Raw genomic sequence first — 20,351 nt, 5'->3', positions numbered from 1 at the left:
TATCCTTATTGATTCACTGCGTCGCCTTCTCCGCCGCCCAGCGCCAGCCAGAGTTTCATCGTGGAATACAGATAGTTGTATTGGGTTTTCACCAGCGTGTTTTGGCTATCCAGCAGCGTATTCTGCGAATCAAGCAGCGTTTGATAGACAACGGAGCCGTGACGATACTGACTTTCCACCAGCGCCAGCCTTTGCTGGCTTAGAGCCAGGTCTTCCAGTTGACGCTGTTTCTCCTGCTGCCAGGTCAGGCGCTGTGACATCGCGTTATCGATATCCTGTAACGCGCTATAGGCGGCGCTTTTGAACTGGATCGCGGCGGTTTGTACATCCAGATCGGACTGCTCAATTGTTAGTCGCACCTTATTCCACTGGATAAATGGAAGATCGAGCGCAGAACCGAGCGTTCTGTAGGGGTTACTGAACCACTGCTGAAACACCGTAGCCCCGGCATTCAGAGATGCATTCAGCGTCAGTGAGGGATAAAAGTTCAGCCGCGCAACGTCGGAACCGGCCAGCACTGCACGCAGATTCAGCTCGGCCGACTGGACATCAGGTCTTTTGGCAATCACCTCCAGCGGCAGGCGCTGCGCAACCGGCACGCTCTGATGAATATCCAGCGAATGACGTTCTGCTGGATATTGCCCCGGCGGACGACTCAGTAAAATCGTGAGCGCATTACGGTCTTCATCGCGCTCCTGATATAAATCACGCAGACTATTTTCCCGGCTCAGCACCGTTTGCTGTGCTTGTAAATAATCAAGCTGGCCGAGATCCCCGGCTTTCCAGCGGGACGTAACCATGACCAGCGTATCCCTGGCAATGTCCAGACTCTGCTTCATATTCTCGATTTGCTGATTCAGGCTGGCTATCTGCCAGTAGAGCTGCGAAGTCGTGCCGATAAGTGTTAGCGCGGTCGCACGCAAATCCTGTTCCGACGCCTTTGCCAGCCAGTCGGACTGCTCACGCGTGCGCGCCAGCTTTCCCCACAGGTCCAGTTCATATGAGGCGGTAAGCGAATTGCTGTAGCTTTCCGTCGGCGTCGTGCCGTGATGCAAATATTTGGTGTTGCTGGCATCAGCGCTGGCGGAAAAATCAGGGGTCAGATTAAGATCTGATATGCCTGCGGTCAGTAGCGCCTGCTTAAGTTTTATGCCTGCCAGCGCCAAATCGTTATTGCTTTGCAGGGTGGCAACGATAAGTCGGGAGAGTTGCGGATCATCAAAGTTGTCCCACCAGTGCGGGGTAAATTGCGCCACGCCTTCACCGGTATCCTGCACACGCCAGGTACCTGGAACGGAAAGCAAAGGGCGCTGATACTCACTCTTCAATGCCTGGCCGCAGCCAGTCAGCACTAGCGCCATCACCGCCGTTGAGAGTAGATTCAGCTTGTTCATTCGCGAGCTAACGCCTCGGTCGGGTGTAGACGGGAAGCATTGCGTGCCGGAAAAAAGCCAAATCCCAGCCCAATAAGGGCGGAGAATCCGCAGGCCAGAATGATCGGCGGCCAGGTGAAAATCATGGTGAATTCCTGGGTAACCTGAGAAAAAATCAGCCCTGCGACGCCCGATCCTATAATGCCAATCAGGCCGCCGAGCGTACAAATGACCATCGCTTCAATCAAGAACTGGCGCATGATGTCCACCGGGCGGGCACCCACCGAGAGACGAATGCCAATTTCATGCGTCCTTTCGGTGACCGATACCAGCATGATGTTCATGACCCCGACCCCTCCTACCAGCAGAGAGATCCCGGCAATTGCCGTGATTAGCAGCGTCATCGACTCTGACGTTTTACGGATAGTCTTCGTCATTTGATCATTGGTCATGGTGAAGAAATCGCGCTTGCCATGTGCCGAATCCAGCAGTTGCTCAACATCGCGCTGGGCAACTTCGATCGGATAACCGTCGGCAATACGCAGGGTAATTGACTGCAAAGGCGTATCACCCGACATGCGTTCCAGCAAAGAGGTATAAGGGATCCATGCGGCAAGCTGCTCACCAACATACTTCGGCCCTTTTTTATCCGCGACACCAATGACCCGGAATGGCACGCCGGAAAGTTGAATAATTCCGCCCAGCGGATCCTGACCGTCGGCAAACAGCGTGCTGCCTACGTTCGGATCAATAATTATGACCGGCTCACGATCCTCAAGGTCGCGTGGCGTAAAACGGTTTCCGGCAACAAAACGCAGACCCTGCACACGAAAGAAGCCATTGCTGACGCCCGACAGCGACACCAGAACCTGTTTCCCCCCGCGGATTGCTCTCACAGTTTTGCTTACCACGGGTGAAAGGCTGTCGATAAAAGGCTGTTTGCCCAGCAACTCTACGTCTTCCAGCGTCAGAGAACGTTCAAAATCCGGGCGCGGTTGGTCCCAACCCAGACCGGGCTGAATTTCGATTGTACTGGTACCAAGTTGGCTTATCTGGCTCAGAATGTTTTGCCGTGCCCCCTCGCCCACCGCCATAGAGGAAACCACGGAAGAGATGCCGATAATGATACCGAGCATCGAAAGAAACGCACGGATGCGGTGTCCAAGCAGAGAGCGCCACGCCATGCGCACCGCTTCTTTGATGCTCTGCCAGAGAGGAGTTCGCCCGGTAGCGGCAATGGCCGGTAAACCCTGCGTTGTTCGCTGCGGCATAACCGGATTGGCACGATCAGCGACAATCTGGCCGTCGTGTATTTCAACAATACGCTGACATTGTTCGGCGATGCTCCGGTCGTGGGTCACGATAATCAGCGTATGACCAGCCTGATGTAGACCATGTAAAATACCCATCAACTCCTGACCGCTGGTGCTATCGAGTGCACCGGTCGGTTCATCCGCCAGAATTATCGGTGCACCATTCATCAAGGCTCGCGCGATACTGACGCGTTGCTGCTGGCCACCGGAAAGCTGCGCAGGTCGGTAGTCCATGCGGTTACCTAACCCCAGGCGATTCAGCAGATATTCCGCACGCGACAAGCGCGTAGGCGCCGGCATGTCGGTATAGAGCGCAGGAATAGTGACGTTCTCAACGGCTGTCAGATACGGCATCAGGTGATAGCGCTGAAAAATAAACCCCAGATACTGACTGCGCAACTGCGCCAGTTTTACGCTGCTGGCCACCTGCGTAGGCACATCCATAATGCGCATCTCACCCTCTGAAGGTTTATCCAGGCAGCCAAGAATATTCATCAACGTGGATTTACCTGAGCCGGATGCGCCGATGATGGCCAACATCTCCCCGGAATGAACGCGCAGGGAAATGTCCTTCAACACGGTGACAGCGGCATTACCTGAACCAAAGCGACGGGATATATGCGAAAGCTCGATAACCGGAGAATTAACCATTGGCAGTCTCTGCTGTATTTTGCATCACCACACGTTCGCCTTCACGCAGGCCGTCTTTCACTTCGATAAACTGCCGGTCGTTAATACCCACGCGGACAAGCCGTTGTTCGGTGGTATCCCCCTTCATCACCTGCACATGATAGGTGTCGCCACCCTGAGGCTGACCAAGCGCCATTACCGGCAGGCGTAACACATTTTTGGCTTGCTCGGTGACGATAAACACCTGTGCCGTCATTGAGGTACGCAGCAGATGTTGAGGATTCGGAACGCTAAATACACCGTTGTAATACACGGCGGAAGGCTGCTGTGACTGAGCGCTTGCGCTGTCATCCTGTAAAGCATCGTTGGGTGCATCCTGCAAAACCCCCATCACACTTTGATAACGATGCTTAGGATCGGCGACAACATAGAACGACAGCGGCTGCCCGGGATGGACTTTAAGAATATCGGTTTCTGAAATGCGGGTTTGCACGGTCATGGTGTCGACGTTCGCCAGCACCAGAATTGTTGGCGCAGTTTGCGAGGAGACGACGGTCTGACCTTCTTTAGTCACGATCCCCAGCACCTGGCCGTCCATCGGTGCCAGGATGCGCGTATAGCCCAGGTTGGCTTTCGCCGTTTCCAGTGCCATCTGCGCTTGCACGATCTGCGCCTCATTGACTTTTATCTGTGCTTTCTGAGTGTCAACCTTGGCTTGTGCTTGCTCAAGGTTACTTTTCGTTCCGGATCCATCGCGATCCATCCGTAGCTGACGGCTCAGCTCCAGTTGATATTGGGTTAATGTGAACGCAGATGCCTGTTTCTGCGCCACGGCACTCTCAAGCTCAGCCTCAGATTTACGTAATTCGCTCTGTTGCAGCGTTGGGTCAATTTCAGCCAACAACTGGCCTTTGGATACGCGCTCTCCGACATAGACATACAGTTTTTTTAACTGGCCGTTGACCTGTGCACCTACACTCACCTGCACAGAAGGCTTAAGGGTCCCTGTTGCCAGTACGGTTTTTTCAATATCACCACGGTCAATCACTTGTGAAACCACCGGCGTGATAGTGCCAGTCATCACACTGTGCACAATCCATACGCCGCTAACCAGTACGATGAGTATCAGCACGGCCAGCGTATAAAATGATTTACGATGCCTGGCTGCCAGGGCAGGGAGCTTTTTCATGACAGAACTCACACCGGTTCTCCTTGAGGGACAGCAGCAGTCATCGCGCACTGAACCTCGTTTATTTGTCCATTTTTCAGCACACAGATGCGGTCAAATAACTGCAGTGCCGTTTCGCTATGGGTCACGGTGATGAGCGTTTTTCCGTATTCACGGCAGTGTTCCATCAGGGTTTTCATCACTCGCTGCGCGGTTTGCTCGTCAAGATTGGCAGTCGGCTCGTCCAGCACCATGATCGGACAGTCACTGTACATCGCACGCGCCAGCATCAGTCGCTGACGCTGGCCAAGAGACAGGGCGGGATGGCTTTCACGGATCAGTGCGTTTTGTTTCCCCGGCAGACTATCAATCACCTCAGTCAGCATCAGACCATGTAAGGATTTATCAATTCGCAGTTGTTTTTGCGCATCATGATGACGATCAAACAGCGTAATATTTTGCAGAACGCTGGTGTTGAAAAGGATGTCCTCCTGGCTTTGGAGGAAAAACAATTTCCTTGCCTGACAGGTACTCACCGGCTGTCCGTCAGCGAGGATTTCACCAGCCTGAAGGTCGATAAGCCCGGTGATAACTTTCAGCAGAGTACTTTTTCCTGCGCCAGACTCACCAACAATCGCCAGGGTTTCACCACGATATATTTGGAGAGCCACCCCATTGAGCACCGGTTTGCCGGGATCATAGGCAAACTGAAGTTCATGGTAGCTGAGCCGCTGGTTAAACTGCACGGGCGGCAACAGCTCCGTGGTGCCCTCTTCTTTTTTGATCTGTGGGAATAGATCAGCGGCACGAGTATCAATGACATGTAGCTGGTTCTTCTGCAGGACCGAAAAGAAAATTTGCGTGATGTAGGCGGTAAAAATCTGGCGCACAAAGCTATAGGCGAAAAACTCACCCAACGAGATGCGATGGTCTTTTAGCAGCGGTAACGCCAGTAGCATGAAAAAAACCATCTCCAGACTACCAATCAACTGATACAGGCTGCTTTTGACCTGCTCGTACACTTTTTGCTTCTGCCTACAGTCAAAGAGGGATAAAGCATATGCGGCAAACGTCGTCTGGCGCTGGCTGTGTAAGCCTGCCGATTTAAGCGTGGCGAACCCCTGTATCGATTCCAGCAGGAAGTCACTTTGCTCAGCACTTTTCACCTGAATTTGCTGGGTGTAATAACGGTCGCGGAAGATGGCCCATATGCTGACAAGTCCCATTAACGTCACGCCTATGGCAGAAATAGCGGCAAGAAGCGGGCTGATGTAGCACATCACCGCCAGCGCAATCACGCCAACAACCCAGTCCACACGCAGGCCGTTATCCAGTTCGATTTTCCGAGCTGCCGCCATCTGCCAGTTAGAAAAGCGGCTGTAAATTTCACCAGGACTGCGCTTTTCAAAAAAAGAGAGTGAGTTAGTCAGAAGGCTGGCGAAGCCGCTGACACTTTGCATCACTACAAAACGCTTGATAAACCGTTCGGTTATGCTGCGCACAATAAATGCCAGCAGGGTCGACACGACAAAGGCCAACAGGTAATAGAAGTAAGGGAAGTCTGTTTTACCACCGGAAGAAAAGACATTGTTGATAGCAGAGCTGACCATCACCGGCATAATGAACAGGGTCAGCGAGACCAGAAACGCCAACAGCATCAGGTTGTAAATGCCCGGAATCGCTGCTGTCTGTTTCAGACTCATACAATCCAGTGCGCGGAAACGACGCGTATGTTTGTGCTGTTTCACTAAAGGCGTAGCAACACCTTTTTCCTGGTCAAGTACCAGCGCATAGCCGCTGATTTCGGATCTTAGTGCGGCAATGGGTAAAACCTGCTCGCCAATGGCCGGGTTCATCACGCATACATAGCTCCCCAGCCGATAGGCCAGCAGAACATAATGGTTGGCACCGTAATGCAAAATGGCCGGTAAAGGGAGTTCGGTAAGTTCATCCAGATCGAATGCAACCGGATAAACCGGAATGGCCAGCTCGGATAAGATGTCGCACATTGATGAAAGCGCAGTGCCATGCCCGGATGCCGGGAAATGTTCACGTAGCTCTTCCAGAGGTGCGTCGATACCCTGCGTTTCTGCCAGCATGGAAATACAGGCCAGTGCACATTCATTTGTTTCAGCCTGATAAACTATTTTAGGAATAACATTTTCCATAATTCATACCTTAAAACGCCCTGTTCTTTTCTATTCAGTCGATGCACTCGTTCTATCGATGTACATTATTAGTCATTAATGAAAAACAACGAGTGTGAGTGCCACAGCATCCAATCAGTAGAATAATCACGAATGCTTTTCTCGATAATTCCAGGCATTTCATCTCTCAGTTTCTTGGCTGGGATAGGCTCGTAAACATAAATTTTCAACCCTTTATCAAAATAAAGATGAAAAAATACAACCTTCGCAGACATGACTCTGGCCAATCGGATAATACCGTTGTGCAAATTAGCCGGGCGATCAAATAGTCGACAAGGTAATTTTTCAGTTTTATCTTTACTGGCAAACTGCGTGAAATCGGGAGTAATGTCAGGAAATAGAATAATATTCCGTTTATTCTCCGATGCTTCCATCACCGACGTCATTAAGTTACCAGCAATATTTTTGTTATCCTCATGGATTGAACAATAAGTGAGATCTACTCCACCCAGCTGCCGCTCGGCTTCGGAATGGGCATTGGCGCTGCGGGAGGTTATCACCGTAGCTTTCCCCGGAAATGCAGCAGCACCGACCATCGTGCTCAAGACATCTGAGACCATGTGTAGCGGTGCAAGGATCACCGGCTGCCCTGCACGTTGAAGAGGTTCGACAATACCATTAAGCTGTGCCGAACAGGCTGCCAGCTCCCGCAACAACCGGCGATTTTGTCCGTAAGTCACCGCCTGAATCAGTAACGTTCGCCGTTGGGTCAGCCAGATATAATCAAATTTCCTATTATCATTAAGCAGGCACTTATAGTTAGATTCTGCAACAGCTGCGCGCAATTTCACATCGCGCGGGATTAGCTTTAAAAAACGCCTGACATGTGCAAAGGAAAAAACAATACGATAATTTAGTCGGCGAAATAACAAACAATGCGCTCTGTAGCTGATAAGCTGGAGTTTATACACCAGCCATTGACATCTGGTGATAATATTTCGCCAAACAAGCGCACACCACAGGGCGTAAAGTTTCATTGTTACTCCGGCGCGTTACCTGTTTTTAAAATAGAGAGCAATTTATCAGAGAATGCCGGGAAATCACGATCCTGAATGGCAATCCATTTTTTTGCGATAATAAAGCTTGGCGTTGCATTTATCTCATAATAACTCGAAACGCTGGTCATATAATCCAGAAGTTTTTTAACTTCAACGGACTGACTGACTTTATGGTATTCAACAACATTGATCTTGTTTTCTTCCAGCCATGCGTCTCGCTTGGCCGGGTCACCCAAATCAATATGGTTCTTTATGACCGCATCATAGGCGCTTTGACGATGAGCTTCTTCAATCCCCATAACTTGCAGTGTTGCGAATACCGGAGCAAAGCGCGCCAGCCCGGCCTGATTATCCTGGCTGAGATGCAGGCGTACGAGCTTTTTCCCTGCTGGCATACGCTTTTCCAGTTCTTCCACATTTTTTTCATTTTTCTCACAATAATGGCAACCGTATGAGAAAACCTCAATAATATCATCACCATCTGCAATCGGACTTTTTCCCAATCTTTCAGCTGAGATAGATGTCAGCACCTGCTGACCATTATCGCCGGGTTGATTTAAAACGAAAGCCTGGAACCAAGCTGTCGTAACCACGGCTGAAATAACCGCAACAAAAACGGTATAAGCCAGAACGTAAAATACTCTTTTTTTCATAGAAGGTTTTTAACCCTGAATACGATAGATTTACCGAATGTCTGTCAAGAAGACGTTGTATCTAAAATACAACGTCTGTTTAATTAAAATTTAAAGAAACTTACTCTTATCAACTGAGAGTGAAATTTCTCTTAGCCTGCACTACTGCAGTTGATGATGGCTGCAGCGGTGTAGGTTTTAGTCACAACACCATTTTTATCAGTACAAGTTTTTACTGCGTTACAAACAGTAGTCTCACCAACCAGATTCAGTTCGAAGCTGTTTACACAAGTATCGCAACCACCAACTACTGCACTAGCTTCAGACATATTGATTTTTTTCATCCGTGATCTCCTCGTTTTATTATTAATAACATTGTCGTTATGTATATTTCATTACATACTACACAAAGGTGATGTTTATAATTATCGCCTCTGCGCTCCGCAATGACACCTCTCATGGAAGAGTGTTTCATAATGTCATTGTCGGATGCCGCGCATTTTAGTGGCGTTTTTTTAATTAGGCAATACACCTGAAACGGTACGAATTAGGAAAAAAGGTTGTTCTGCTATTAATGGTTGCAAGATCTTTCTTGTATAAAACGCCCTCTCACTCTAACAGACAAAACACAATCCTTATCCCATTGCGGGTCTTCCTTATTAAACAAGGGGGAGTTTTCTTGGAAAAAGTCAGGCATTCAGGATCATAAACATGAATTTTTTTAGAAAAAAAATTTGATGTACACCGTATGAAGAGCAAGTCTGCGGGCCTTCTGCCTGCAACATGGCATAACGTTTATCTCTAACCGTCAGGCATGGCATGTTTACAAAGAAATTTATAACCAGATTTATATGTCGATGTTCTCACATGACAGATGAAGACTGACTAATATCGCAATGTGTTAATCAGCGGAGACTTCATGAAGCGGGTAATCATCTCCTTTTGATAGATAACCTGCTTAATGTGATACAAGCCCCGAACTGGAGGAACACCCTGAAAGGGTTTGAATTGCTTAAATGCGACAACCCACACAGTTGGTAGGTTAAGAAATTATTTATCGCAAAAAAAAACCTGCTTCCGCAGGTTAAAACATGAGGTCAATATTAAATGACAGGCAAACACTCGAACAATTAAAGCGTGTCACATTCGCGCTTAACACGTCATTAATATTAATTCATTTCACTTAAAATTAGTTGATCAATGTCAATCTGTGAATTTTAAATCTCATAAAAATAATGTCATATGAGAATGATTGTTAATTTAAAATCCATCAGCCATTATTCGCCACGATGCCGGGTGCCTCCCGGTGGGTCAGGAAAAGCCACAACCTGACCCGCTGCTGTTAATTGACACAGGAGTAATGGCTTAGCCCCGCCGCACAGGGGGATTCACCGTGGCTGTATAATTTTAACTGAAAAATATGAACGCACATTAAACATACTTTTCATCCCCTGCACTTTAAGAACATTCCTTTTATCGCTTTACAGATTTCATGTGATTGAAACATTGACCTAAATCAATAACTCCTCACCCCCTTGCGATTAAATATATCAAAATGACCATGAACATTTATATTTAGTTAAAAACAAAAGAAGTGGAAAATAAAAATATTTATGATTTGAGTTCCTGCCACTCAAAAAGTAACATCATCCTCTTAATAGTCTAAATGACGATTTTCACTACATATCAACAGGAATTTAACGATGAAATACTTAACTACAACTTTTTTAATTTCTTTTATGTTCCCCTGCCTTACATCAGCCAGTGCCATTGAAGGTTGTCAGGCCAAAAGAACGGCCCTTGATAACGAGCTAAAAATTGCTCAGGAATATAACAACACAGGTAAAGTCAATGGATTAAAACGTGCCATCGCTGAAGTTAATACATACTGCACACCGGAACGTGTTAAGCAGGATGTCGAAAAACGTATTGTCAAACTGGAACGAAAGATTTCTGAAAGAAAGGAAGATATCCGCGAAATCGAGTATGACCTCGAAAATGCAAAAATAAAGGGTAACACTGAAAAGGTATCAAAATATCAACACAATCTGGATAAGAAGAAAGGCGAACTTGATGCGCTCTCAGATGAACTTTTCAATACTCAAACAGAATTCAATACCATTAATTGAAATAAAACCCGCATGCCTGCGGGTTCCATAACATGTTTATCTCACATACAGTATTGTCAGTCGCAATATTTGATGTGCTGTAATTAAATTGCTGATTTACTTACTGTATAATCCTGTACCACACCATTCGATAATTGAATCATCAATACCTTAGCATCTGCATATCCTAACGCATTGCCGTGACTGTAATTCCACATCATAAACTGATTGCCATTACTATCTGTTGACTGAGTTGATGGTGTGCCAAAATAAGCGATGACTGATTGCTCTGTTGTTAAACCGTTATGGATATTTGCCAGCTTTGATTCATCAAAATTTTTTCCAACTGACACACATCCTGAGAGCACGAAAGCCATAACCACACTAAAAATAATCCTCTTCATATCCCTATATCCTGTCAATGGAATCCTGAGAATCTTAACACACTGACATAGCAAATAGAGACATAAAATGATGCCAGAAAACTCTTGATTTTGTAATTTATTCTTTTCCCCTTCAGATATTAACATTGACTCGATATCTATACCTTCCGGCGCTGGAGAAAATGTGCCGCCTGACACTGTGCGCATTATTGTTCGACTAAGGTGCACAATTTTTGTATAAAGTGGGTTATAATCATAACAAAGGTTGCAAGCCCTTTTTACGGTTAGATGTTATTCTCATCTCACGTAAATATAACAGGCAACGTTTAATGGGGGCAATCAACCTGATATATTAGGCTGAGGCTCTATGCGCGCGGTCAAAATTAAAAAGATACAAAAGGTTTTTTGAGTGGGTAGCCAACAAAAATTCCCACATAACGCAGCAGTTGAAGAAATTCGCGCGTTAACGATGAGAAAATTAAAAGCGTCAGTATTTTGTCAAAATCAGGTTATAATGTTGAACAATATCTCGTTATACCCAGCGTTCAACATCCTGATTATAAAATAAATACCCCTGAGCGCGAATATGTTCCAGCATAATCAGGCATAACCTTGTCAATCTAGTTGCTATTTCAGCCTTCATGAGAAAACGCTTTCTACTTTTCATACAAAATGGTCAAATTCCATACTCCATGACGCAATACCTCTTCCAGTTATCCGATCGATTGAACCAACCTCGTTGTTCGCTGACTAATATGTTGATTTTTGCCATAATGCTCACATTCTGAGGACGTTAACGATGCGCGCCTCATTTTCGTCAAGCCAGAACAGAGTCGTCGGTGCTCAAAGGAAATCAGATATGCAGGTTTTAGTTATTTGTCGGGATAATATTGGCGACACGTTACTGACGACACCGCTTATAAGTGCATTGGCACAGTCTGGCCAACATCAGGTCGATGTACTGACCAATAATTATGCAGCGCCGGTGTTACAGAATAATCCCGACATACGGCAGCTTTTGTATTACACCAAACTGCATCATCGTGACGAAGGACAAGGGCGACTGAGCTGTCTGCTCCAGCGCTTGATGCTGATGCTTAACCTGAAAAAGCAGAAGTACGATGCGGTGATCCTGGCAAAAAGCAGCTGGGACCAGCATGGGCTGAAGTGGGTAAAAATAATACGTCCTGCCAGAGTTATCGCCCTCGGTCAGAAGTCACACCCGCTGATTACCGAACTGCTTCCGCCTGCCAGTGAATCTCAGCAACATATCAGCGAAATCCTGTTTAGTCTTGGACGGCCGTTTAATCTCAGCGCCACTTCGCCGGGTAAACTGACCCTTTTGGCAGATGCTGAGATTGCGAATAACCTGCGTAACAGCCACGCTATCGATCCCGCACTCCCGGTCTATGCGTTGCAAATTAGCGCCCGCAAACCAAGCCAGCAGTGGGAGGCAACCCGGTTCGCCGAGCTGGCCGAAAAAATTACTACCCGGTATCGCTGTCAGATTATGCTGTTGTGGTCACCGGGTAGCCGTGACAATCCACGCCATCCCGGTGATGATGAGAAAGCCCGTGAAATTATGGCACTTTGCGCACACCTGCCGGTGAAAGCGGTGGCGACCACCACCCTGCCGCAACTGATTGCAGCAATGTCCCTCGCTAGCGGCCTTGTGAGCAGTGATGGTGGTGCGATGCACATTGGTGCTGCTCTGGGACTGCCGGTTGTCGCGCTGTTTGGCGACAGTGACCCGGCGTGCTGGCATCCCTGGCAGGTGAAGCATCAGGTACTGCAACCGGCATCGCGTCAGGTAACCTCGCTGAGTAGCGATGAGGTCTATGACGCCTTCCTGCACACCATCATTCAGTAAGTCTCTTCAGGCCAGTGTCCAGGACTGGCCGCTTCCGATGTGCAGGCCTTTGGCGTAGGGTGATTATCCCAACAGTTTCACTACGGCCTGTTCGACCTCTTCAACGCTGATCGAAGCCATGGGACGTGGCGACTCCTTTTCAGGAGGACGGTGAATGATGATATGAAGGTCACTGTCCTGACAGGGTCCAGTGTGACGTGGAGTAGCGGTAGAAAAGAGGCTGACGGTATGAACTTGCGCGGCGATCGCAATATGCATCGGCCCGGTATCACCCGTGACCAACAGGTCCAGGCTGCGGATCAAGTTAATCAATCCGACAAGATCGGTTTTACCCGCCATCGGCGTTACATTTTTTCGGTAATGCAGCGGCAGGCTATCAATAAATTCCCTTTCAAGATGCTGTTCATGAGCCGCACCAGTGACAATAATTTCCGTGTCAGGCCAGCGATCGAGCAGCGCTGTCAGCAACCGGGCAAATGAGGTTAGCGGCCAGCGGCGAATATCTTTAGATGCCCCTAACTGAAAGCCGATACGCCGATGGTTAGCAGCAGTCGTCGGACTGATTTCCAGTTCCGGCAGATGCATCCGGGTCTGATCCGACTGCGCCCCCAGTGGCTCAATCAATTGAAGTTTACGCTTAATGGTGTGACCGTCGAAATAACCCGAGTAATGGTCCAGATACTTATTGAGAAGTGGCGACTCATTGCCGTAGTGGTCACGCATAATGACCTTACTACCGGTTAATACTGCGCTCATAATATCGTACGGAAAGTGAGCGTGTAATATCACCGATAAATCGGGTTTTTGACGGCGCAGCTTAAAAAACAATGGCGCGTATTTCAGTAACTTATTGTCCCATATATAGATTTCATCGAACCACTGATAACGACTGACTAAATCCATATTCTTCTGGCTTGACACCAGAATGAATTTACTGGCAGGAAAGCGATTTTTAAGGCTCCATATAGCCGGTGTATTCATCAAAAAATCGCCAAGCGCAGTCGTAGAATAGATCACGACAGTTTCAGGATTAATATTCTGTAAAGAAGGGGATTTTTCCCTGCTAAAAAATCGCGAGTAAAGTGTTAAAACTCGGTCTATGAGATCTATCTTTTTTTTCTTCACGTCTCTCCCCTTCAAATGCACAAAAAACACCCAAAATTAAGTCTTTATGGAGATGTTAGAGGTTAATCCGGGGACTAAAGTTCATTGCGAAAGTACATTTTCATCCGATAAACAGCAGATTAACTCGCCAGGCTTCAGGTGGCTATCTTCCCAAAAAACCTCACATTACGCTTACGTGAGTTAGGGGTATTGGGGAGTATACACGGTGCGGGTTATTTCCCTGGCGGAAGCACCTGAAGCTTTATTCGGCCAATGTTAGCAGCGAAGAGGTAGCAAAAAAAGTCTTGGGTGCATGCCAAAAGAAAATCACTTGAGCAGTAAGGCTGACTATATGTTCGGGATATTATTCAACTTGCCTGGATCAGCAAGCGCTGAATACGTTCAGCAGTAAGGGTAAGATGACGATACATCGCTTGCGAAGCAGCCTCAGCATCCCCGGCTATCACCGCATCACATATCGCAATATGCTCAGGTAACGTTGTCAGGAAAGGCTCCTGCAATTGTGAGGCAATGGTGTTCTGACACCACTCAATCTGGCTCCACATCTCCTGCATCATTTTGGTTAATCTGACATTGTCGCAATATTGCAATGCCAGCTTATGGATCAGCAGGTCTACCGCGGGCAGAGACTGCTCAACGCCCTGTTGATGCAATTGTTCACCCGCCTGGAGATAGAGCGCACGCGTTTGTTCGGCTTCTTCACGCGGTATATGCGGCGTCGCCAGACGAATCGTGGCGCTTTCCAGCGCGATACGCACATCAAACAACTCTTTGACATCTCTGGCATTCAGCGTTGCCACAAACACCCCACGACGAGGAAAAATCTCCATTAAGCCCAGCGCTTCTAATTTCCGTGCCGCATCGCGTACCGGCGTGATACTGATGTTCCATTGTGTCGCGTAATAGCTGAGATCAACGCGCTGTCCGGGTGTTAACCTGCCGGAAATAATCTCCTGACTCAGCGCATCAACAATCTGATTGCCCAGTGTTTCCAGAGAAATCGCGGGAAGCGCGTCAGTTTGCGTTTTTGTCATTATCGTCATCCAATCCATCGCTCATTAAGCTGCTTACCGTTAGAAAGCCTGAAATCTTATATATCAGTCTACGTAGCGATTTTGGGTGAAACAAGTCCACCCATTCTTGCTTACGCGCGATCGTGATGAATATGGCTATACACCGACACCGCGATAAGAATTACAAAGCCGTTGATCGCATTTTGCACATAGGGAGAAATCAGCAGAATATTCATCAAATTACTCAGTGCGGCCAGTAACAGAACCCCCGATATCGCATGCTTAATACCACCAAACCCACCGGACAAACTGATGCCGCCCACTACCAGCGAAGCAATGGTGGTCATGAGCATATCGCCACCCGAAGCCGCCGCAATATAACCGGTTCGGCTCAGAAACATAAAACCTGCCACCCCTGCCGCCAAGCCGCTCAACATATAGACACACAAGCGTACATTATTTACCGCCACGCCAGAATAATGGCTGGCACGCGCATTCGCGCCGATGGCGTAAAGTTTTCTGCCGAAACGGGTTCGATTCAACATCCACCAGGTAATGAGTGTCATGGCAACAAAGAGATAAATCGGTGCCGGTAATCCCAGCCAGATGCTGTTACCAAAGTGGGTGAAAAACGGGTCTGGATAGTAAATTGGAGCACCACCAGTGGTGAGAAGGATGATCCCCCCCAGCAGTAAGGTGCTCGCCAGCGTGGCGATGAATGCCGGAATATGCAGTCGCGTCACCATCAGTCCGTTTAACAAACCAAACAGCAATGCCACCAGGAATCCAGCTACCATAGCCGGCCATAAACCGATATAAGGCAATCCACCCAGCAGCATCATCGATTGTTGTTCCGAGCCTGCCCCACCCATGATCACGGCTGAAAGGATCAAAATACCGACCATAGACAGATCCAACCCACCAGAGATCACCACTAATGACTGGCCCAGCACCAGCACACCGACGATCGATGCCTGGTAAGCAATGGTGATTAAGTTATCCGGTCGGATAAAAACGCCACCGGATACTGCGGTAGCCAGCAGAATAAAAGCGATTAATACCACCACCGTACCGTTATCCTGCCAGAAGGCCGGATTGCGCAGGTTCAGGCCTGTTTTTGCCGTTTGCGTTGTCATCGTCTTCTCCTACATCTTTTCTGTACGCATAGCCGTCGCGCCGACCACCGTGATGATCACCAGCGCTTTCACAATGTCCTGATAGAAAGGATCGAGGCTCGCCAGGTTCATCACGTTGGCGATCGTTTGATAAATAATCACCCCCATCATGGCTTTCAGGATGTTGCCTTCCCCGCCAAACAGGCGTGCACCACCGATGACAATTGCGGCGATGGAATCCAGCTCCCAGCCCTGCCCTACGTGAGGGACACCTGATGAGGTACGCACCACCAGCATCAACCCTGCCAGCGCGGACAACGCACCCGCCAGGGTGTAAACGATGAGTTTATGGGTGCGCACACCAATACCTGCCAGGCTGGCGGCGCGTTCATTGCCCCCAATGGCATACAGATTTCTGCCAAAACGCAGTGAATTCAGCATCCAGTAAAGCAGGCACGCCGCTATCATCCAGGTCAGCACAGGCAAAGAAAGTATTGAGAAACTGAATTTGTAAGCAGCCAGTTTAGCCATTGGCACGGCGACACTCTTCTCTGACACCACGAATGCCAAACCACGTGCGATGCCCATCACGCTCAGGGTGGCAATCATCGGCGGCACCCGGCCCCATGTGACGGCAATACCGCTGAGCAGGCCCAGGGCCGCGCCTGCCAGACAACCCAGCATCATGCTCAACCCGGTTGATACCGGAACCGCACTGGCAAAGATCACTGAGGAGAGTGCCAGAATGGCCGCGACGGAGAGGTCAAAACCGCCAATCAGCACCACCAGAAACTGCGCACACGCCAGAATGCCGAGTATCGAAGCCTGGTTCAGAATATTACTGAGGTTGGTGCTGGTGAGAAAAACCGGCGAGATGATCGAGGCCACGATCGCCATCGCCACCCAGATAAACACCAGTGCCCAGGCAGATAACAGCTTCCTCAGCAGACTTTCACCAGGGAGACGCCCCAGGTTGAGCGTCTCTTTTTTGTTTAAGGTCGTTGAATTCATGCTTCCTCCGGTTGCGGCATGCTGGTGCTGGCGACCGCAAAAGACATAATCTCTTCCTGACTGGTTTCGGCGGTGTTCAGAAGTGCAGTCTGGCGACCTTGTGCAATCACCAGTACGCGATCGGAAATGCCCAGCACTTCGGGTAATTCAGAGGACACCACCACCACGGTGACACCGGTTTGCGCCAGCTGGTCAATCAGACGGTAAATTTCTGCTTTGGCATTCACGTCTACGCCGCGTGTCGGCTCATCCAGCAATAACACTTTCACGCCTGCTGCCAGCCATTTGCCAATCACGATTTTCTGCTGATTACCGCCAGATAAACTCCCCGCCAGCGCCTGTCCTGAAGGGGCTTTAATCGCTAACTGTTTGATAAGACGGTCACTGACCGCACGCATTTCACTGCGGCTAAAGTGCAGGATATTGCCAAGCCGGTTGATGATGGGATAAATGAGGTTGTCATTAATGGCACGGTTGAGGATCAGCCCACTTTCGCGGCGCTCTTCCGGCACCAGTCCCATACCGAGCCGCACCGCGTCCCGTGGATGACGGATATTGACCGGCTCGCCATCGATGCGGATGCTGCCTTTATCTGCCTTACGCAGGCCAAACAGGGTTTCGAGCAGTTCACTGCGTCCGGCACCGATGATCCCGGCAATGGCCAGTACTTCTCCTTTATTGACGCTGAAACTTATCTCTTCAAATTCCCCGTGTCGCCCTAACCCAGTTACCTGTAATCCAATATCCGCCGTTTTACGTGAACCACGGGGAAACTGTTCCGCCAGCGGGCGTCCAACCATCGCTTTAATGATATCGCTATGGCTGAGTGAGGCGACGTTGGCCGTCAGAATATAGTGTCCGTCACGCAGTACGGTGAGGCGATCACCAATCGCGGTCAACTCTTCAAGCCGATGCGAGATATAGACAATACCCAGCCCCTGCTGCCGTAATTTGCGCAGCAGAACAAACAGGTTTGCCACTTCATTGTCGGTGAGTGATGCCGTTGGCTCATCCAGGATCAGGATGCGGTTATGATGGCTGAGCGCTTTGGCTATCTGCACCAGTTGTTGCTGGGCGGGAGCCAGACGATCCACCCGGGTATCGGGGGATACGTTGAGGTCGAAATTACTCAGCAGCTTCTGCGTATTTTCACGTAATGCCGCGCGGTCAATGCGTCCCATACTCAGCATCGGCTCATGACCGATATAGATGTTCTCGGATACGCTCATGGCAGGGATCAGATCCAGTTCCTGCCAGACAATGCCGATGCCGTGGTCGAGGCGGGTTTTGGCATCCAGCACCGTGGGTTTTCCGTCAATAAAGATGGTGCCGCTGTCCGGCTGTGTCGCGCCGGTCAGCACCCGCATCAGCGTCGATTTGCCCGCGCCGTTCTCGCCCACCAGACAATGGATCTCGCCGGCTACTACGTCGAAATCAATACCGCTTAACGCTTTCACGCCCGGATAGGTCTTCTTGATGCCTTCAAGTCTGGCTAATGGTTGCATATCGTATTCCCAGGTGTTGTCGCAGTGAGAAAAGCAGGCAGCCATACCCGCTGCCTGCCGTTACCGGGGTTAGCAGCAGCCAACACCCATCGCTTTCAACTCCTGAATACGCAGCGGTAAACGCGCCCGATGTTGATCGGTATCGCGCTGGAAAATCTCCTTAGGCACGTACTGCGTCTTAGGTTCGATAGGCTTGCCCGCACGGAAAAGGTTGAAGACTTCCAGGGCTTTTGCACCGAAGAACGGCGGAGTTTGCACGCTAAAGCGCGCCTCACCATTGATCATCGCTTGCAGGCCATCAACCGTGCCATCTTTACCCCACAGGTAGCCCAGCAACTCATTTCTGCCTGCGGCTTTAATGGCCTGAATACCGCCGATCATCATGTCATCACTGTCAAACACGATGCCGTCAATTTTGCCTTTCGGGAAAGCCTGGAACAGGTCTTCCACACACTTACGACCCGGCTCGCGCGAGTAAAGTCCGTCGCAGCTGGCAACGAATTTAATCTCAGGGTATTTGCTCAGGATGTTATCCAGCCCTTTCTGTTCATCAACCACCGGCGATGCCCCTTTGTTTCCGGTGATATGCAGCAGGTTGCCTTTGGGTGCCCCGTTCTTCTCCGTCAGCCCTTTCACCACGTCTTTCCCCACCAGTTCACCAGTGTCGACAAAATTGGTGGTGAGCAATGCGAGCCACTTGCCTTTACCGGGTTCGCCAGGCAGGGCGCGATCGACCACAATCAATGGCACATCCGCTTTGGTGGCCATATCCGGCACCGGTGCCAGCGGTTCATACTCGATAGGTGCCACGATCAACAGGGCTGGCTTGCGCGCCAGCAAATCTTCAATATCGGAGATCTGCTTGGCGGGGTCGGAGTTGGCATTGGTCCAGACAAAGTCGTAACCCGCGTCTTTAAAGGTTTTCTCCATGTCTTTGGTGTCCATAACGCGCCACTCGTTTTCCATACCGGCCTGGGAAAACGCCACCAGTTCTTTTGCCCAACTGGCTGCGGAAGCTGAAAGCAGGGCGAGCGTCATTGCGCCAGCGAGGGCGTAGGTTGTTCTATTTTTCATTTTGACTTCCTCGGGTGTAGGGGTGTTTTGGTGTTGGGAAGCTGTTCTCAGGTCATCAAAAATCCGCCGGTGACATTCAATGCCTGCCCGGTCATCGCACTGGCGGCGTCACTGGTCAGAAACATCATGGCGGCGGTCACTTCCTCTGCGGTGACGAAGCGTTTCATCGGTGCCGCGTCCTCCCAGGCCTTGCGCATTTCACTCAGGCTCTTACCTTCGGCTTCGGCCTGCCGCACCATCACATCTTCAATGCGATCCCCCTCAATCGGCCCAGGGCAGACCGCGTTAACGCGGATATGGTCATCGACCAGTTCCAGTGCGAGCGTTTGATTCAGGCCCAGCAATGCCCATTTGGAGCAGACGTAATCGGCGCGATAGGGTAATCCGCGACGTGCCACATTGGAGGCGGTGATCCCAATGGCACCGCCGCCGCTGGCTTTCATATGTGGGATCACCGCCTGAGTGACCAACATGGTGCCGGTGAGATTGATATCCAGCGTTTCACGCCATTGTTCCAGTGGCATGTTTTCCACCAGATTGTAATGGCCGTTAAAACCGGCATTGTTAATCAGCACATCGATGCGGCCCTCAAAGAAGGTGGCGGCCTGCTGCACTGCGGCCTGAATGGCTACCTGATCACGAACATCAGCCTTAAACGCCACCGCCTTCTGCCCCAGTGCCTGCACTTTTGCCACGGAGTCACTGGCGTCAGCAAAATCGATAATGGCAATACTGGCCCCTTCACGGGCGTAGGAGGTGGCGATAACCTGACCCAATCCGGCTGCGGCACCGGTGATAAGCACGTTTTTTCCCTGATATCTCATGG

Annotated in this window: 17 protein-coding genes; 2 read left to right on the top strand and 15 right to left on the bottom strand. The window is 49.6% G+C overall.

The genetic code is table 11. From position 1 onward, the window contains the following. Positions 1 to 5: 5 nt before the first annotated feature. The 7 genes from AC6I8W_RS25400 to AC6I8W_RS25370 form a co-directional block, all read right to left on the bottom strand. Entirely contained in the window at positions 6 to 1,394 is a 1,389-nt protein-coding gene (locus tag AC6I8W_RS25400) for an efflux transporter outer membrane subunit (protein ID WP_497839328.1), read from the bottom strand. Beyond that, positions 1,391 to 3,337 (bottom strand): ABC transporter permease, encoded by a 1,947-nt coding sequence (locus tag AC6I8W_RS25395; protein WP_497839327.1) that lies wholly within the window; start codon positions 3,335 to 3,337, stop codon positions 1,391 to 1,393. Before AC6I8W_RS25395 ends, AC6I8W_RS25400 begins: the two co-directional genes overlap by 4 nt. Further along, a complete protein-coding gene (locus AC6I8W_RS25390; RefSeq protein WP_497839326.1) occupies positions 3,330 to 4,505 on the bottom strand; it encodes an efflux RND transporter periplasmic adaptor subunit in 1,176 nt (391 codons plus the stop codon). The genes AC6I8W_RS25395 and AC6I8W_RS25390 overlap by 8 nt, the downstream gene beginning before the upstream one ends. 8 nt (positions 4,506 to 4,513) lie before the next feature. Further along, positions 4,514 to 6,652: a peptidase domain-containing ABC transporter gene (locus AC6I8W_RS25385; RefSeq protein WP_497839325.1), complete on the bottom strand. Its 2,139-nt coding sequence runs from the start codon at positions 6,650 to 6,652 to the stop codon at positions 4,514 to 4,516. A 68-nt stretch (positions 6,653 to 6,720) separates the two neighbouring features. Then, complete coding sequence (locus AC6I8W_RS25380) at positions 6,721 to 7,668, bottom strand: lysophospholipid acyltransferase family protein (RefSeq protein ID WP_497839324.1); 948 nt, start codon at positions 7,666 to 7,668, stop codon at positions 6,721 to 6,723. Positions 7,669 to 7,670: 2 nt separating this feature from the next. Continuing rightward, on the bottom strand, positions 7,671 to 8,342 hold the full coding sequence (locus tag AC6I8W_RS25375) for a thioredoxin domain-containing protein (RefSeq protein ID WP_497839323.1): 672 nt from the start codon (positions 8,340 to 8,342) through the stop codon (positions 7,671 to 7,673). 131 nt (positions 8,343 to 8,473) lie between these two features. Further along, the gene (locus AC6I8W_RS25370) at positions 8,474 to 8,665 is read right to left on the bottom strand and encodes a DUF4762 family protein (RefSeq protein ID WP_497839322.1); all 192 of its coding nucleotides are present in this window, start codon (positions 8,663 to 8,665) and stop codon (positions 8,474 to 8,476) included. Positions 8,666 to 10,024: 1,359 nt separating this feature from the next. On the opposite strand from AC6I8W_RS25370, the gene AC6I8W_RS25365 reads away from it, so the two are divergent. Next, on the top strand, positions 10,025 to 10,450 hold the full coding sequence (locus tag AC6I8W_RS25365) for a DUF1090 domain-containing protein (RefSeq protein WP_497839321.1): 426 nt from the start codon (positions 10,025 to 10,027) through the stop codon (positions 10,448 to 10,450). A gap of 83 nt (positions 10,451 to 10,533) precedes the next feature. Here AC6I8W_RS25365 and AC6I8W_RS25360 read toward each other — a convergent pair whose 3' ends face one another. Continuing rightward, the gene (locus AC6I8W_RS25360) at positions 10,534 to 11,019 is read right to left on the bottom strand and encodes a hypothetical protein (RefSeq protein WP_497839320.1); all 486 of its coding nucleotides are present in this window, start codon (positions 11,017 to 11,019) and stop codon (positions 10,534 to 10,536) included. Between the two features lie 652 nt (positions 11,020 to 11,671). On the opposite strand from AC6I8W_RS25360, the gene AC6I8W_RS25355 reads away from it, so the two are divergent. Beyond that, positions 11,672 to 12,682, top strand: coding sequence for a glycosyltransferase family 9 protein (locus tag AC6I8W_RS25355; RefSeq protein ID WP_497839319.1), 1,011 nt, complete (start codon positions 11,672 to 11,674; stop codon positions 12,680 to 12,682). Positions 12,683 to 12,745: 63 nt separating this feature from the next. Here the strand turns inward: AC6I8W_RS25355 and AC6I8W_RS25350 are convergent, their stop codons facing one another. The 7 genes from AC6I8W_RS25350 to AC6I8W_RS25320 form a co-directional block, all read right to left on the bottom strand. Beyond that, positions 12,746 to 13,807 (bottom strand): glycosyltransferase family 9 protein, encoded by a 1,062-nt coding sequence (locus AC6I8W_RS25350; protein ID WP_497839318.1) that lies wholly within the window; start codon positions 13,805 to 13,807, stop codon positions 12,746 to 12,748. Between the two features lie 347 nt (positions 13,808 to 14,154). Then, positions 14,155 to 14,841 carry a GntR family transcriptional regulator gene (locus tag AC6I8W_RS25345; protein WP_497839317.1) on the bottom strand — a complete coding sequence of 229 codons (687 nt, stop codon included), beginning with the start codon at positions 14,839 to 14,841 and terminating at the stop codon, positions 14,155 to 14,157. 110 nt (positions 14,842 to 14,951) lie between these two features. After that, entirely contained in the window at positions 14,952 to 15,956 is a 1,005-nt protein-coding gene (locus AC6I8W_RS25340; RefSeq protein ID WP_497839316.1) for an ABC transporter permease, read from the bottom strand. Positions 15,957 to 15,965: 9 nt separating this feature from the next. Then, positions 15,966 to 16,946 (bottom strand): ABC transporter permease, encoded by a 981-nt coding sequence (locus AC6I8W_RS25335; RefSeq protein WP_497839315.1) that lies wholly within the window; start codon positions 16,944 to 16,946, stop codon positions 15,966 to 15,968. Then, entirely contained in the window at positions 16,943 to 18,496 is a 1,554-nt protein-coding gene (locus AC6I8W_RS25330) for a sugar ABC transporter ATP-binding protein (RefSeq protein ID WP_497839314.1), read from the bottom strand. The genes AC6I8W_RS25335 and AC6I8W_RS25330 overlap by 4 nt, the downstream gene beginning before the upstream one ends. 24 nt (positions 18,497 to 18,520) lie before the next feature. Further along, positions 18,521 to 19,525, bottom strand: a complete 1,005-nt coding sequence (locus AC6I8W_RS25325; protein WP_497839313.1) for an ABC transporter substrate-binding protein — start codon at positions 19,523 to 19,525, stop codon at positions 18,521 to 18,523. 47 nt (positions 19,526 to 19,572) lie between these two features. Then, positions 19,573 to 20,349 (bottom strand): SDR family NAD(P)-dependent oxidoreductase, encoded by a 777-nt coding sequence (locus AC6I8W_RS25320; RefSeq protein WP_497839312.1) that lies wholly within the window; start codon positions 20,347 to 20,349, stop codon positions 19,573 to 19,575. Positions 20,350 to 20,351: the final 2 nt, after the last annotated feature.

It is taken from the genome of Pantoea sp. X-Soil-TKNS-1211 (assembly GCF_059730495.1).
This window is presented reverse-complemented; position numbering and strand designations above follow the sequence as displayed.